The 15,931-nt window shown below is 38.8% G+C and carries 10 protein-coding genes and 1 tRNA gene; 4 read left to right on the forward strand and 7 right to left on the reverse strand.

The window, feature by feature from the left end; translation table 11 throughout:
• The first annotated feature begins 243 nt into the window (after nucleotides 1–243).
• From FJR11_RS09740 to FJR11_RS09750, 3 genes are read left to right on the forward strand one after another with little or no spacing between them, the layout of a single operon-like run.
• A complete protein-coding gene (locus FJR11_RS09740) occupies nucleotides 244–2,109 on the forward strand; it encodes a Mu transposase C-terminal domain-containing protein (RefSeq protein ID WP_168503495.1) in 1,866 nt (621 codons plus the stop codon).
• A gap of 3 nt (nucleotides 2,110–2,112) precedes the next feature.
• Nucleotides 2,113–2,964, forward strand: a complete 852-nt coding sequence (locus FJR11_RS09745; protein WP_168503496.1) for an AAA family ATPase — start codon at nucleotides 2,113–2,115, stop codon at nucleotides 2,962–2,964.
• Nucleotides 2,921–3,475: a TniQ family protein gene (locus FJR11_RS09750; RefSeq protein ID WP_174762994.1), complete on the forward strand. Its 555-nt coding sequence runs from the start codon at nucleotides 2,921–2,923 to the stop codon at nucleotides 3,473–3,475. Before FJR11_RS09745 ends, FJR11_RS09750 begins: the two co-directional genes overlap by 44 nt.
• A gap of 73 nt (nucleotides 3,476–3,548) precedes the next feature.
• On the opposite strand, the gene FJR11_RS09755 is transcribed toward FJR11_RS09750, so the two are convergent.
• The 6 genes from FJR11_RS09755 to FJR11_RS09780 form a co-directional block, all read right to left on the reverse strand.
• Nucleotides 3,549–6,569, reverse strand: a complete 3,021-nt coding sequence (locus FJR11_RS09755; protein WP_168503497.1) for a type I restriction endonuclease subunit R — start codon at nucleotides 6,567–6,569, stop codon at nucleotides 3,549–3,551.
• Nucleotides 6,566–7,336 carry a hypothetical protein gene (locus FJR11_RS09760; RefSeq protein ID WP_168503498.1) on the reverse strand — a complete coding sequence of 257 codons (771 nt, stop codon included), beginning with the start codon at nucleotides 7,334–7,336 and terminating at the stop codon, nucleotides 6,566–6,568. Before FJR11_RS09760 ends, FJR11_RS09755 begins: the two co-directional genes overlap by 4 nt.
• The gene (locus FJR11_RS09765; protein ID WP_168503499.1) at nucleotides 7,311–8,627 is read right to left on the reverse strand and encodes an AAA family ATPase; all 1,317 of its coding nucleotides are present in this window, start codon (nucleotides 8,625–8,627) and stop codon (nucleotides 7,311–7,313) included. Before FJR11_RS09765 ends, FJR11_RS09760 begins: the two co-directional genes overlap by 26 nt.
• Nucleotides 8,628–8,829: 202 nt before the next feature.
• Nucleotides 8,830–10,125 (reverse strand): restriction endonuclease subunit S, encoded by a 1,296-nt coding sequence (locus tag FJR11_RS09770; RefSeq protein ID WP_168503500.1) that lies wholly within the window; start codon nucleotides 10,123–10,125, stop codon nucleotides 8,830–8,832.
• A complete protein-coding gene (locus FJR11_RS09775; protein ID WP_168503501.1) occupies nucleotides 10,126–12,171 on the reverse strand; it encodes a class I SAM-dependent DNA methyltransferase in 2,046 nt (681 codons plus the stop codon).
• A 199-nt stretch (nucleotides 12,172–12,370) separates the two neighbouring features.
• Nucleotides 12,371–12,544, reverse strand: a complete 174-nt coding sequence (locus tag FJR11_RS09780; RefSeq protein WP_168503502.1) for a hypothetical protein — start codon at nucleotides 12,542–12,544, stop codon at nucleotides 12,371–12,373.
• A gap of 163 nt (nucleotides 12,545–12,707) precedes the next feature.
• Between FJR11_RS09780 and cas12k the strand changes: the two genes are divergently transcribed.
• Complete coding sequence (gene cas12k, locus FJR11_RS09785; protein ID WP_168503503.1) at nucleotides 12,708–14,636, forward strand: type V CRISPR-associated protein Cas12k; 1,929 nt, start codon at nucleotides 12,708–12,710, stop codon at nucleotides 14,634–14,636.
• Nucleotides 14,637–15,755: 1,119 nt separating this feature from the next.
• Here the strand turns inward: cas12k and FJR11_RS09795 are convergent.
• Nucleotides 15,756–15,827, reverse strand: a tRNA-Thr gene (locus FJR11_RS09795).
• Nucleotides 15,828–15,931 lie beyond the last annotated feature (104 nt).

Raw genomic sequence — 15,931 nt, forward strand, 5'->3', positions numbered from 1 at the left:
GCATTTCGCAAGTCATGTCGCAACTGCTTTTAAGGGCTAGAACCTTTATTATATAAGCATCATAAGCTATTTACCCCTACAAAAGACAAAATTACCTAATTCGCATATTGTATGTCGCAAAACCTAATTTCGCAAATTTAACGTCGTTTGTTAAGATTTTGGTGTTTTGCAAATTAGATGTCGCATTTTTGAGAGATTCATGGTACATTAGTACCTTAATCATTCGTGAGTGGGTTTCACTCTATGACAGACGAAGAATTTGAATTCACTGAAGACTCGACGCAAGTTCCAGAAGCTATTTTGCTAGGCAAGAGTAATTTTGTGGTAGATCCATCGCAAATTATTCTGGCAACGTCGGATAGACATAAACTGACATTTAATCTAATCCAGTGGCTTGCTGAATCACCCAATCGCACTATTAAGTCTCAGAGAAAACAGGCAGTTGCAAATACCCTTGATGTTTCCACTCGCCAGGTGGAACGTCTTCTCAAGCAATACGATGAAGATAAGTTAAGAGAGACAGCAGGAATAGAACGAGCAGATAAGGGAAAATATCGAGTTAGCGAATATTGGCAAAACTTCATCAAAACAATCTATGAAAAAAGTCTGAAAGACAAACATCCAATATCACCAGCATCTATAATTCGTGAAGTGAAGCGACACGCAATTGTGGATCTTGGACTGAAGCTAGGAGAATATCCCCATCAAGCTACTGTTTATCGAATTTTAGATCCTTTAATTGAACAACATAAACGGAAAACAAGAGTTAGAAATCCGGGTTCGGGATCTTGGATGACAGTGGTAACAAGGGATGGCGAACTACTCAGGGCTGACTTTAGTAACCAAATTATCCAATGTGATCATACTAAATTAGATGTTCGCATAGTTGATAATCATGGCAATTTACTGTCTGAACGTCCTTGGCTAACTACTATTGTGGATACTTTTTCAAGCTGTGTTGTTGGTTTTCGCTTATGGATTAAACAACCCGGTTCTACAGAAGTGGCTTTAGCTTTCAGACACGCCATTTTACCTAAAAACTACCCTGAAGATTATCAACTTAATAAGTCTTGGGATGTATGTGGACACCCCTATCAATATTTTTTTACTGATGGTGGTAAAGATTTTCGCTCAAAACATCTCAAAGCCATTGGTAAAAAATTAGGATTTCAGTGTGAATTGAGAGATCGCCCACCAGAAGGCGGTATTGTCGAACGAATTTTCAAAACTATTAATACTCAAGTTCTCAAAGATTTACCTGGTTATACAGGGGCAAATGTTCAGGAACGCCCTGAAAATGCTGAGAAAGAAGCCTGTTTGACAATACAGAATTTGGATAAGATTCTCGCTAGTTTCTTTTGTGATATTTATAATCATGAGCCTTATCCTAAAGAGCCTCGTGATACGAGATTTGAACGCTGGTTTAAGGGTATGGGAGGAAAACTACCTGAACCTTTGGATGAGCGAGAATTAGATATTTGTTTGATGAAAGAAGCGCAAAGAGTTGTTCAAGCTCATGGATCTATTCAATTTGAAAACCTGATTTATCGAGGAGAATCACTTAAAGCATATAAAGGTGAATATGTAACGCTGAGATATGATCCAGATCATATCCTGAGTTTATATATTTACAGTGGTGAAACTGATGATAATACAGAAGAATTTTTGGGTTATGCTCATGCCATCAATATGGATACCCATGATTTGAGTATAGAAGAATTAAAAGCCCTGAATAAAGAGCGAAGTAATGCTCGTAAGGAGCATTGTAACTATGATGCTTTATTAGCATTGGGTAAACGCAAGGAACTTGTAGAGGAACGTAAAGAGGATAAAAAGGCAAAAAGGAACTCAGAACAAAAGCGTCTTCGTTCTGCATCTAAGAAAGATTCAAATGTTATTGAACTACGTAAAAGTAGAGCTTCTAAATCTTCAAAAAAACAAGAGAATCAGGAATTTTTACCAGAGAGAATTTCCAGGGAAGAAATCAAGATTGAGAAGATAGAACAGCAACCACAGGAAAATCTATCGACTTCACCTAACCCTCAAGAAGAAGAGAGACATAGGTTAGTTTTCTCCAACCGTCGAAAAAATTTGAACAAGATTTGGTAAATTATGGCGCAACCTCAACTGGCAACTCAATCTATTGTTGAAGTCCTAGCCCCAAGGTTAGACAGCAAAGCTCAAATTGCGAAAACTATTGATATTGAAGAGATTTTTAGAGCTTGTTTTATCACAACTGATCGGGCTTCAGAATGTTTCAGATGGTTAGATGAATTGCGTATTCTTAAACAATGTGGTCGAATCATTGGTCCCAGAAATGTAGGAAAAAGCAGAGCAGCACTTCATTATCGAGATGAGGATAAAAAACGAGTTTCCTATGTAAATGCTTGGTCTTCATTAAGTTCTAAGCGGCTATTTTCAGAAATTCTCAAGGATATTAACCATGCTGCACCAACAGGTAAAAGGCAGGATTTACGTCCGAGATTAGCGGGTAGTTTGGAACTATTTGGATTGGAATTGGTGATTATAGATAATGCACAACATCTTCAAAAAGAAGCATTGCTAGACTTGAAACAACTTTTTGAAGAGTGTAATGTTCCTATTGTTTTAGCTGGAGTTAGGGAGTTAGATGAACTTTTACAAGATTGTGATTTGTTGACTAATTTCCCAACGCTATATGAGTTTGAACAGTTGGAATATGATGATTTCAAAAAAACATTAACTACAATTGAACTAGATATTTTATCTCTTCCAGAAGCGTCTAATTTAGCTGAGGGTAATATTTTTGAGATTTTAGCAGTTAGTACAAATGCACGAATGGGAATTTTAATCAAGATACTAACTAAGGCAGTTTTACATTCTCTCAAAAATGGATTTCACCGAGTTGATGAAAGTATTTTAGAAAAAATTGCTAGTCGTTATGGCACAAAATATATTCCTCTCGAAAACAGAAATAGGAATTAATGAAGATGATGAAATTCGCCCAAAGTTAGGCTATGTTGAACCTTATGAGGGGGAGAGTATAAGTCACTATCTAGGGCGTTTGCGACGATTTAAGGCTAACAGCCTACCGTCAGGATACTCTTTGGGAAAAATTGCTGGACTCGGTGCAATAATTTCACGTTGGGAGAAGCTTTATTTCAATCCTTTTCCTACTCCACAAGAGTTGGAGGCTTTGTCCTCTGCGGTGGGAGTGGATGTGGATAGATTAATGGAAATGCTCCCATCTCAGGGAATGACGATGAAGCCTAGACCAATTAGGTTATGTGCTGCTTGTTATGCAGAATCTCCTTGTCATCGGGTTGAGTGGCAGTTAAAGGATAGAATGAAATGCGATCGCCACAATGTACGATTATTAATAAAATGTACTAACTGTGAAACACCTTTTCCTATTCCCGCAGATTGGGTTAAAGGTCAATGTCCTCATTGTTCCCTGCCTTTTGCAAAGATGGCTAAACGGCAAAGGCGTTATTAGGAACTGTTGAACAACAAGAAAGAGACGTAAATAACGATGTCTCTCTGTTTTTATTTGGAAAAATATTATAATTTTATCCACCCTTGGTTATTCGCTTATAAACTTCTCCAACTAACCAATCTGCAACCACCTTCTGAAAATCACGATCATTCATATAACGGGCAAAAATCGCTTCATTTTGATCTACTCTCTCCACAAACAAAGACTCTAACATCTGACTAAAAAGCAACCCAAACTTATCAGCAGAGTTTACCCGTGCAGCTTGTTGTAATTCATCAGAATTGGCAGCAGCTTCCACAATTTGATCAAAAAATAATTGATCAGCTTGATTAAAATCAGTTCCAAAACGATTATTAATAATATCAATTAACTGTGATAATTTCACAGTGTTTTCTCTAGCAATACCTGTTCCAATATCCTTTGGTCCATCCAGTGGATGAGCATTACTTTTCCTTAACTCTATTGAACCTTCACTAATTTTCTGGAGACGGTAATACTCTAGCTGGACTTCGCTATCAAAATCATACTGCGCTTCCTGGGGACGACGTGGTAATTTAGATGATAGATAACGCAAAAAAATGTAGAGGCGTTCTAAATCAGAATCTTGGTAGGGTATAATCTGACTCAAAAAACTGTACAAATTCCGAAAAGCTGTGAGTTTTTTCCGCCAAACTTTAGCTTCCTCTGGTTTCTCATGATCGAAACTACGGAAACGGTCAACTGCTGGATCAAGTGCTGCGTTCATCCCTTGATGATCAGCCGGACTTTGACGCTGTTTCGGTTTAAAATAAATTTCGCAAAACCTTTCAACTTCTTCATGCAGATATATTCCTAAAGCCTCAAGTTCGCTTTGGAGTTGGTACAGTTGTTGAGGATCTGCTTCTATTCCTAATTCTGCTCCTTCATAAAACTGCTGAAATGCTTGGCGAATTTCTTCGCAGTCGTTCACAAAGTCTAAGACAAATGTATCTTCTTTCCTGGGGTGAATGCGATTAAGTCGAGAAAGAGTTTGTACTGCTTGAATACCTGACAGTCGCCTATCAATATACATAGTATGTAGCAAAGGTTGATCAAAACCAGTTTGATATTTTTCCGCTACGAGTAAAACCTGATATTCATTAGTAGCAAATTGTTCTGGCAATTCTTTCTCTCGAATGCCTTGATTCATTTCCTCTTCACTGTAGGTTTTGTCTTGAATTTTGTCGTCTGTGACTATACCAGAAAAAGCTACCAGCGTTTTGATCGCATAGCCTTTTTCTTGGATGTATTTATCAAAACTCTGTTTGTAGCGCACTGCTTCTAAGCGAGAGCTAGTTACTACCATTGCTTTGGCTCTACCACCAATTTTATGCCGGGTAAAGGTGTTGAAGTGTTCCACCATTATTTCTGTCTTCTGGGCAATATTATGGGGGTGTAGACGCATAAAACGAGCTAGGGAACGGGCAGCATTTTTGCGTTCGACGTTGGGATCGTTATTACTGGCTTTAATCAGGTTGTAGTAAACTTTATAGGTGGTGTAATTCCGCAAAATATCTAGGATAAAGCCTTCTTCTATGGCTTGACGCATGGTGTAGCGATGGAAAGGCTCTCCTTGACGACCAAAAAATTTGAGAGTTTCATGTTTTGGTGTGGCGGTAAAAGCAAAGAAACTCAAGTTTGATTGATGGGAACGTTTAACTAAATTGCGGAAAAGTTCTTCTAAATGTTCTAGTCCTTCTTCTTGGGCGCGGTTACGTGCTTCTGCTTGCAATGCTTGTCCGCCTAGTACCCCTTTTAACTCGGTGACGGTTTCCCCAGATTGGGAACTGTGTGCTTCATCTATGATGATTGCAAAGCGACGGGTAGGCAAAATACCGCTACTTTCTTCGTTGCGTTCTTCTGCTAGTTTGATTAATTGGCGTGTGACAAAGGGGAATTTCTGTAAAGTGGTGATAATGATGGGAACAGCACTTTCTAAGGCTTGCGCTAACTGTCGGGAGTTATCGTCAATTTTTTCTACAACCCCTTGACGGTGTTCAAATTGATAAATGGTGTCTTGTAATTGCTGGTCAAGGACGCGGCGATCGCTAATTACTATGACACTATCAAAAATTCGCTGGTTTTGGTCGTTGTATAAAGATGCAAGGCGATGAGTCAGCCAGCCTATGGTATTACTTTTACCGCTACCTGCTGAATGTTCAATTAAATAATTTTGTCCTACACCTTCACCCCTAGCCGCATCTACGAGTAAGCGCACAGCCTGAAGTTGATGATAGCGGGGAAATATCATGGTTTCTTTTTTGAATTTGCGCCCATCATCGTCTCGTTTTTCTTCTGTTTGTAAATGCAGAAACCGAGCTAGGAGATCAAGTAAACTATCCCGTTGTAAGACTTCTTCCCACAGGTAAGCCGTGCGGTAATTACGTCCTGCTGTGTCTGGTGGATTACCTGCCCCGCCATCGTATCCTTTGTTAAAGGGTAAAAAGTGGGTAGCTTCTGCTGCTAGGCGTGTAGTCATCCAAACTTCTTCGGTATCAACGGCGAAATGTACTAAGGTGCGGCGCTTAAATTCAAAGATGGTTTCTCTGGGGTCACGGTCTTGACGGTATTGCTGTTTGGCGTTTTCTACTGTTTGCCCTGTCAGTGGATTCTTTAACTCTAGGGTGATAACTGGAATACCATTAAGACTGAGGGTAATGTCAAGCGATCGCTTTTTTTCCCGTTCACTGTATTGTAGTTGTCGGGTGATACCCACACAATTGGCAGCATAACGGGTTTCTAAGTCTGAGTTGAGTTTGTGAGCAGCTTTGAAGTAAGCTATCCGCAGGGTGCGACCGTAGCATTTAAATCCATGACGCAGAGTATGTAGTAAGCCGTAGTTGTCCAGCCATTTACACAGGTCAGTCAGCACTTGTTCACCTGTTTTTTCTTTGTGCAGTGCTTCTAGTTTTTTCCATTCTTTGGGTTGAGTTTGTTGGATGAATGCGATCGCTATTTGGGGAAATAGGGCGCGAGTGCGATCGAATTTATCTGTAATTTTCACATAGCCATGACTGAGAAGGTGATTTTCAATCACGCTTTCAAATGCAGTTTCACCATATCTAGCTATATTCATTTACTCCTCTTTTGAGGTTTTGTTTTATTTTTTGGCTTATATTTAGCATTTTTTCTGGCAATTTTCTCTAATGTTTCTATATGCTTTTCTAATACTTGAACCAATACAAAACAAAAAGGATCTAACCTAACTTGATTCTGAGATTGTAGCTTTCTAAGTCTAATGCGAGCATCTTTAATAGGAAGGTCATTATTTAAACCGAGAGTACCTTGAATTGCCCCTTTACGAAGCTTTTCAAGCTTATCATGATCAAGTCCCAACTTATCAATAGTAGTTTCTGCTGCGTTATCTCCCGGTTTATGTTTTATCTCTCCCCTTTTATTGAATAAGAAACGATTTTGACAGGATGGATCTAAAGGAGAGACAAATAAAGGTTGCTCCCCCTTGTCGTGATCAGGCCAATTTCCTTTCTGCTCACCACCAAAAGGGGTTTTGTGTTCAGCATTCGGACCTGGATAAGAAGCAACCATATTAGTATATGTGACTTCTTCCTCAGCATTACAATAGTCCTGAGCTTTCACATGATCAATGTGACAGTAACATTTATCATATTTTGTTCCATTATTTTCTATTTCTTTATAGCCCTCAATACGCATACCACTATAGGCACATAACCAACCTTGTTCTTCCACTAAAGAGTCAGTTACAGCTTTTGTAACATTTTTATCTTGACGCATTAAATCATAGCCAAAGTTATTATCTTTTGCATATCGTATACGCCACTCGGTTAACTCACGAGGTTCATTCTTCTTCTGAATCCATCTCATCTTCTAAATCTACCTCTTCTGCTAAAGCTTCAAGATTATTAATGCTTGCTTCTAGACGAGTTGCCTCATCGTCATAGCCCTTCATCATCGTTATTAACTTTTCCAATCTGTCACGGGCTACTTCAAGTTCACCTTCTTCTAGAGCATCTTCTACAAGGTTGATTTGAGCTTGGGTAGTTGCATTGCGTGATGCAGTTCCCATTAATTGCTCAAGAATCCAATTTGAAGCTAAACCAAATCCTTGAAGTTCTTTTTGAAGTACAACAATTCCGTTATCTTCTTTTGTGATTAAGGTTAAACCTGGTGGCTTGACTTCGCCTATGATGAGTGGTGAATGGGTAGTAGCAATAAACTGACAATTAGGAAATGTTTGGGTTAGTTGTTCGACAATTGTTCGTTGCCATTGCGGGTGTAAATGCAAGTCTAGTTCATCAATTAGAACAACGGCTTTACCATCACGTAAAGGGTCTTCCAATTTAGGATTAGCTTGCGATAGTCGTTTTGCTAAATCAAGCACCAATGCCAAAATACCTCTTTCACCATCTGACAATTGACGCACATCGAGAGAAACTCCGTCTTTGTCTATGAATAATGTGGTTTCTGGTTCGCGTACAGCATGAAGTCCAGTACATTTGTCCATAAATGTGGTGACAGCACGCTTTAAAGCATCAAGGTGTTGCTGTGCTGACTTCCTTCGCTCTTGAACTAACGCCTCTTGTACTAATAACCAGTCTGCATACTCACGAAGACGCAATTCTCGTTCACTCAGTGCTTCCGCGAAAGCAGCAGCTTGACCACCAGCACTAATTTGTTTACTGGGTGCAGCTATACTAGCAAGTGATCTCCGGGTTGAAAAATAAACCGCTAATGGCTGTGTTGAGGAAGTTTTAATATGTTTTGGAATATCCTTTACATCAGGTTGTAGATCCTGACGTTTAACAAGCTCATAGGTTTGTCCACGTACTTCACCTTCTCTATCTGTAATAGCAATGTAATTTTCTTGAGGTTGATGCACTAGATAATTAAAAGCTGTTTCTTCTGCATCAAACTTAATTTCAGCAGTAAGCGCACCACGAGCAAATTTGATATCTCTAGCAGTAAAAGTAATTGGCTTACTTTTAGAAGCAGTGAACTTGGGTAATACCTGCGATAGCAAAATCCGTATTGCATCAAGTACAGTTGATTTACCTACGCCGTTTATACCAACGAGTAGATTCATACCCGGTTGAAACTCAAAGGTTGCTTGCTCAAAAGCACGAAATTGAGTGAGAGTAAGAGATTTAATTTGCATTTTTATAATACTGTCACAGTAATCTGTTCAGTAATTGCTCTATAATCAGTACAGCATTTTGCTGACTTTAATAGTTTACATCTATTGCAGCATATTGGGATCATGTATCAATTAAATTTTTCTTTTCTTAAAAAATTGATTCATAAATTGATTCATTAAATGAAGTGAAAAATAAACATTGGACTAATATTGACTAAGTATATTAGGCTGTTACTTTAACTTGTCCGGTAACTGCTGCTGTAATTAGTGCGGTGCGACGCTCCTGTAAATAATTAATAGTCTTTAAAGCAACCTGAGATAACGTATCAATTGTACTTATTTTTTCTTTAATAAATGAAACCATCTTAATTTGTTCCTCAATTGGAGGTATAGGAATTAATAATTCACGAATATCACTTTGTGTAATATTGTTTGCTAGTCCTTCTGCACCACTCACAAACTGTAAAATTTGCTGTCGAATAATTAATGATCCCATTGTGATGACAAAAAAGTTAGCATCAGAAATTTCAGTATTAAGCCTAAGCCTAAAAATTTTGTCTGACAGCAACAGTCTTTCATTAGGTTGATTTTCTACAAGTGCTACTGAACCTATTAAGTCTGTAGATCCACTTGCACGAGACATCAGAATATCATCTTTTTTTACCTCAATTTCTAAGGGTATCTCAATTTCAGGAGGCAGAGTTTTGTTTTCTTGAGGATTAAAAATACCACCATTGACACATCCTGTTTTTAATACTCCCCATTCTCCTTCCTGTGCTGGAAAGTTATAACATTGTGGTGAAAAGCCAGTATCAATACCATGTATCAAAAACTTGATTCTTTTAATATTCCAATGTTTTGGAATATGTCCAATCCATTCAACACCAGAATCACGCATAGGAACATCAGGATTTAACCCACAAGTGATAACATTAGTAATTAAGGATTGACGCTTTTCTGTTAGTAAATCAAGCAGACGTTCTTTAGCTGAGATGAGTGTGTCTATTTTGGCAGTTTCATGATCAAGGTAATTTGCGAGTGTTTTTTGTAATTTTATTGATGGCAAAATAACTTTTATTCCCGCCATAACATCATTCATTAATTTCGGATTAATATCCTTACGCACAAAAAATTTTGTTTGTACGGAAAGAGCATAATTTAGAAAATCAATGTCAACTTCAAGATTATTTTTAATTTTAAGAGTACCGCAAACATTAGTACAACTAAACAAACCTGACCTTCTAAACACAGTTCCTGCATTTGCACCATCTGTTGTCCATGTTAGATAATCACCTTCAAAATCATAGGTTGCTATTTTTCCCAATTCACCATTATTTTCTGTTTGCGAAGAATATACAGGATAAATGCCTGGATTCTGAGCAATATCTTCATTGCTAATAACACGACCACGGCCTACAACACATAAATGAGATATTCTACGAACGACCCAATCATAAGGCTTTTTAGGAGTTGCCAGAATACCAGTTTCAATAAATTCCTTGCTTTTAGTTAAATCCATTTATGCTATGACCTCACGTAGCAAAGTCATAAACTCTTCTTCCATACGCTTAATATCAGCATCAATTTCAGCCAAAGGTCGAGGAGGAGTATATTGATAAAAATACCGATTAAAATTAATCTCATAAGCACTGCGGATTTTATCACCATCTGCCCACGCATCACCTACGTGCGGCTCAACTTCACGGTGGAAATATCCCACAATTTCATCAGTTAAAGAGACATTTTCAAAATCCCGTAGTTGCGTATCTGGCTCATACATCCGCTCCATTTTGCCTTTAGCATCCCGAAACCAACCCCAAACACGCGCATTAGGTTCATTAGTTGCTGGACGTTGCCTGAGAATAACCCTCTCCGCTTCTGCATTACGCTCCGTAAAAACATCCCGAAACAGTTTGCTTTCTGCTTTTTTCCACTTGTTGCCACGTTGCTTAATTAGAGCATCCATGAGTTTATCAAACTCACTCCAATTAGGACGGGGTTCTCTTCCTAATTCTCTATCTATCGCTTGTACATCATCTAACAAGTGAGGAACAGCATCTAAAAATCGGCTCTTGCGTTCTACATCCATTTGATAAAGCAAACGTAACGGTCTTTCAATGGGAACACGATTATAACCAAAATCCTCATTATCGAAAATCTTGGAAAATTCATTTTCCTCAAAATTTCCATACAGTTCGACAATATCAGCGATTTGATTAGGTTCTCCTTCTTCTTTCTCACCTATCTTGCGGCGTTTATTCCCCAAACTGCGACGCATTTGTACATAAAAATTCCGAGCATCAATCAACTGAATTTTTTTCTTCCGCTCTGACTGTTTGCGATTAGTAACAATCCAAATATAAGTACCAATTCCAGTATTGTAAAACATCTGCTCTGGCAAAGCTATAATCGCTTCTAGCCAGTCATTTTCAATCACCCATTTACGAATTTCACTTTCACCACTACCCGCACCACCAGTAAATAAAGGTGAACCATTGAAAACAATTGCCAAACGTGAGCCATTTTTCCCCGCTTCCGGCTGATATGGCTCAAACTTACTAATCATGTGTTGTAAGAATAGCAATGAGCCATCATTAACTCGCGGTGTACCTGCACCAAACCTACCAGCAAAACCAAATTTTTCGTGTTCTCGTTGCAACTCTTTTTGTTGTCTTTTCCAGTCCACCCCAAAGGGTGGATTAGCAAGAAAATAATCAAAATGCTCACCATAATATTGATCGTTAATTAGTGAGTCACCATAACGAATATCACTTTTATCATTACTTTTTAATAACAAATCTGAAGCAGCAATAGCATAAGCACGGGGGTTAAAATCCTGCCCAAATACCCACAATTTTGCAGTTTCATGGTGTTTATATAAATAATTCTGTGCTTCTGCCAGCATTCCACCAGTACCACAAGTTGGATCAAGGAGTTTGCGAATAATCCCCGGCTGAGTCAAAATATCATCATCAGGATCAAATAAAATATCTACCATCAAGCGAATTACTTCTCTTGGTGTAAAGTGATCACCTGCTGTTTCATTAGCTGCTTCATTAAATCTACGAATTAAATTTTCAAATAACAACCCCATATCGGTATTATTAACACCATCAGGATGGAGATTAACATCACAAAACTTAGAAACAACGAGATAAAGAATATTTGCCTCGCGCATCCTTTCAATTTCCGCAGTAAATTCAAATTTCTCGAAAATTTCGTAAACGTTTTTTGAGAAACCTTTAATGTAGCTAATGAGATGTTGCTCTATATTGTCAGGATCACCTTTAAGCTGCTCAAAATTAAGTTCTGAACGATTATGAAACCGTTGCCCTGCCACATTATTCAAAATTGCATCTGGGACATTACCCTTGAATGTGGGTGTATCCTCCCGCCTGTGATATTCTGCTAATACTTGGGGTTTAGTTGAAGCAAGCACACAATCAAAACGACGCAGCACCGTCATTGGTAACATTACGCGCTCGTATTGCGGTGGGCGATATGGCCCCCGTAACAAGTCAGCAATTTGCCAAATGAAGTTGGAGAGTTGGTGATGGTCTGTCATGTGCGTCTGTTATTGATCTGCCTATTATATCCACATTTCAGGTAAGCGGAACGTAATACTAAAACAGATTGCACTGGCAAAGTCACCGTGTCAAGAGTGGGGATGGTGGGATACGTCAGCTTGTTGGAAGTGGGAAAGGCGCGATCGCCACTGATGGTTTTTTTCTGCGATCTCTACCCTCACTATAAGCATCGCACTTTTACCTCCCCTCTGACTTACCACCAGCAGGGGAATCTTTTTTTTGCAACCAATCTCTAATGGCCTCCTCCAAAGCCGCAGTTTGCGTCACTTCCAGACGCGCACAGGCAATTTCAAAAGCGATTTTTATGTCTTTAGGGACTCTTCCCCTAACCTCTCTAGTTTCTTCTGCCATCCTAATTAGAAGCCCAAGCTTGCGGCTTTTATTTTTGCACAGTCTTTGAGAAAAAAAACATTTGCGCTATTGCGTCATTGCGTCATTACGCTATAATTAGAGGAAGTAAAAAAATAATCAACAATCATGTTACGTTTCTCAAATCCACAAAATTAAAGACACCATGAGCGTTATTACAATTCAATGTCGCTTAGTTGCTGAAGAAGACAGCCTCCGTCAACTATGGGAATTGATGACTGAAAAAAATACACCATTCATCAATGAAATTTTGCTACAGATAGGAAAACACCCAGAATTTGAAACTTGGCTAGAAAAAGGTAGGATACCTGCTGAATTACTCAAAACACTGGGTAATTCCCTCAAAACTCAAGAACCTTTTACTGGACAACCTGGACGTTTTTACACCTCAGCAATTACTTTAGTGGATTATCTATATAAATCCTGGTTTGCTTTACAGAAACGAAGAAAGAACCAAATAGAAGGGAAACAGCGTTGGTTAAAAATGCTCAAAAGTGATCAAGAACTTGAGCAAGAAAGTCAATCTAGCTTAGACGTAATCCGTACTAAAGCTACTGAACTTCTTAGCAAATTTACCCCTCAGTCCGATAGCGAAGCGCTCCGTAGGAATCAAAATGACAAACAGAAAAAGGTAAAAAAGACTAAAAAACCCACAAGAGCCAAAACATCTTCACTTTTCAAAATTCTTCTAAACACTTATGAAGAAACAGAAGAACCTCTTACTCGTTGCGCTTTAGCATATCTACTCAAAAATAACTGTCAAATTAGTGAACTGGATGAAAACCCAGAAGAATTTACTAGAAATAAACGCAGAAAAGAAATAGAAATTGAGCGATTAAAAGATCAACTCCAAAGTCGCATCCCCAAAGGTAGAGATTTGACAGGAGAAGAGTGGTTAGAAACCTTAGAAATTGCTACCTTGAATGTTCCGCAAAATGAAAATGAAGCAAAAGCATGGCAAGCAGCACTTTTAAGAAAAACTGCTAATGTGCCATTTCCTGTGGCTTACGAATCTAACGAGGATATGACATGGTTCAAGAATGATAAAAATCGTCTCTTTGTGCGGTTCAATGGCTTGGGAAAACTTACCTTTGAGATTTACTGCGATAAACGTCATTTGCACTACTTCCAACGCTTCCTAGAGGATCAAGAAATTCTACGCAATAGTAAAAGGCAACACTCAAGCAGTTTGTTTACTCTACGCTCAGGAAGAATTTCTTGGTTGCCAGGTGAAGAAAAAGGTCAAGCTTGGAAAGTAAATCAACTCAATTTCTATTGTTCTTTAGATACTCGGATGCTGACTACCGAAGGAACTCAACAGGTAGTTGAGGAGAAAGTTACAGCAATTACCGAAATTTTAACTAAAACAAAACAGAAAGATGATCTCAACGATAAACAACAAGCTTTTATCACTCGTCAGCAATCAACACTGGCTCGAATTAATAACCCTTTTCCTCGTCCCAGCAAACCTAATTATCAAGGTAAATCCTCTATCTTAATAGGTCTTAGTTTGGGACTAGAAAAACCAGTCACAGCGGCTGTGGTAAATGTTGTTAAAAATGAAGTTATAGCTTATCGCAGTGTTAAACAATTACTTGGTGAAAACTATAATTTACTAAATCGTCAGCGACAGCAACAGCAACGCCTCTCTCACGAACGCCACAAAGCCCAAAAACACAATGCACCCAACTCTTTTGGTGAATCAGAATTAGGGCAATATGTGGATAGATTATTGGCTGATGAAATAATTGCGATCGCCAAAACTTACCAAGCAAACAGCATTGTTTTACCAAAACTGCGTGATATGCGGGAGCAAATCAGTAGTGAAATTCAATCCAGAGCAGAAAACAAATGCCCTGGTTACAAAGAAGGCCAACAGAAATATGCCAAAGAATATCGAATAAACGTTCATCGCTGGAGTTATGGACGATTAATAGAGAGTATCAAATCCCAAGCAGCACAAGCCGGAATTGCAATAGAAACTGGAACACAGCCAATCAGAGCGAGTTCACAGGAAAAAGCACGAGATTTAGCTGTCTTTACCTATCAAGAACGTCAAGCTGCACTAATTTAGTTTACTAATCCGAACCTTGAAAATATAATATAGATACAATAGCGCCGTAGTTCATGCTCCTTGGAGTCTCTGTACTATGAAAAATCTGGCTTAGTTTGGCAGTTGGAAGACTGTCATGCTTTCTGAGCCTGGTAGCTGCCCGCTTCTGATGCTGCTGTCGCAAGACAGGATAGGTGCGCTCCCAGCAATAAGAAGTAAGGCTTTTAGCCATAGTCGTTATTTATAACGATGTGGATTTCCACAGTGGTGGCTACTGAATCACCCCCTTCGTCGGGGGAATCCTCCCAAATCTTTTTTTGGCGAACCATAAGCGGGGTCAAAAACCCTGGGGATCTGCCAAAACCTTGAATCCCTTGTCTAGTATTGATTTGACTCATTTGAAGAGTGATGAATGTCCTCCATTGAGAGCAAAAAAAACAGATTTTTTAACAGGTTTGCCAAAATCGTATCTGGAAACCTGTATTGGCAAGGGTCTAGACGGGCGCGGTTTCAACTACCATCCCGACTAGGGGTGGGTTGAAAGTGGTGGCAACTCTGATCTGTGTTGGGCTAGGGAAGTTTCAACTACCATCCGGACTAGGGGTGGGTTGAAAGTTTGCGGTATGAAAACACAGACAAGCAGGATTTACGTTTCAACTACCATCCCGACTAGGGGTGGGTTGAAAGGTAGGTGAACCGTGCCAGGGGAGTGGCAATATTTCAGTTTCAACTACCATCCCGACTAGGGGTACTAGGGGTGGGTTGAAAGCAGAACGAATCAAGTTCTTGGTTTATCCGTCTTTGGATTACACAAATTTTGTCAAATGGGAGAGGGTTGAAAGGTGCATCCGACCTGTAAAGATATTGAATCTTACAAGCCTAGAACGAAAATATTATTTAATTGTGATAATTATGTAATTGGGTTTTGCACAAGTATTCACCAACTTTTTGAAGTAATATGATTGTGTTGATAATTAATTCCAAACAATCCTACGACATTCAAGGGTAAACGAAACGACATTAATTTGCGAAAACTCAGAATAATTAAATTAACTCTGAAAAACAACCACCGCGACACTAATTTGCGAAGAACGACATTAATTTGCGAACTGCGACATATAATGTGCGAATGTACAAATAGGCCAGCAGTTGGATTTGAACCTACGACCTTCCGATTACAAGTCGGATGCACTACCACTGTGCTATGCTGGCGATTTTGGTAAGAAGGTTTTTAATTGCCTCACCGATTTCATATTATAGCATAGGCATATGGTTTGTCTAGAGGGTAAGCAAAATATTTTTCAAAGTTGCCAAAA

Source organism: Anabaena sp. UHCC 0187 (genome assembly GCF_009712035.1).
Taxonomy (GTDB): domain Bacteria; phylum Cyanobacteriota; class Cyanobacteriia; order Cyanobacteriales; family Nostocaceae; genus Dolichospermum.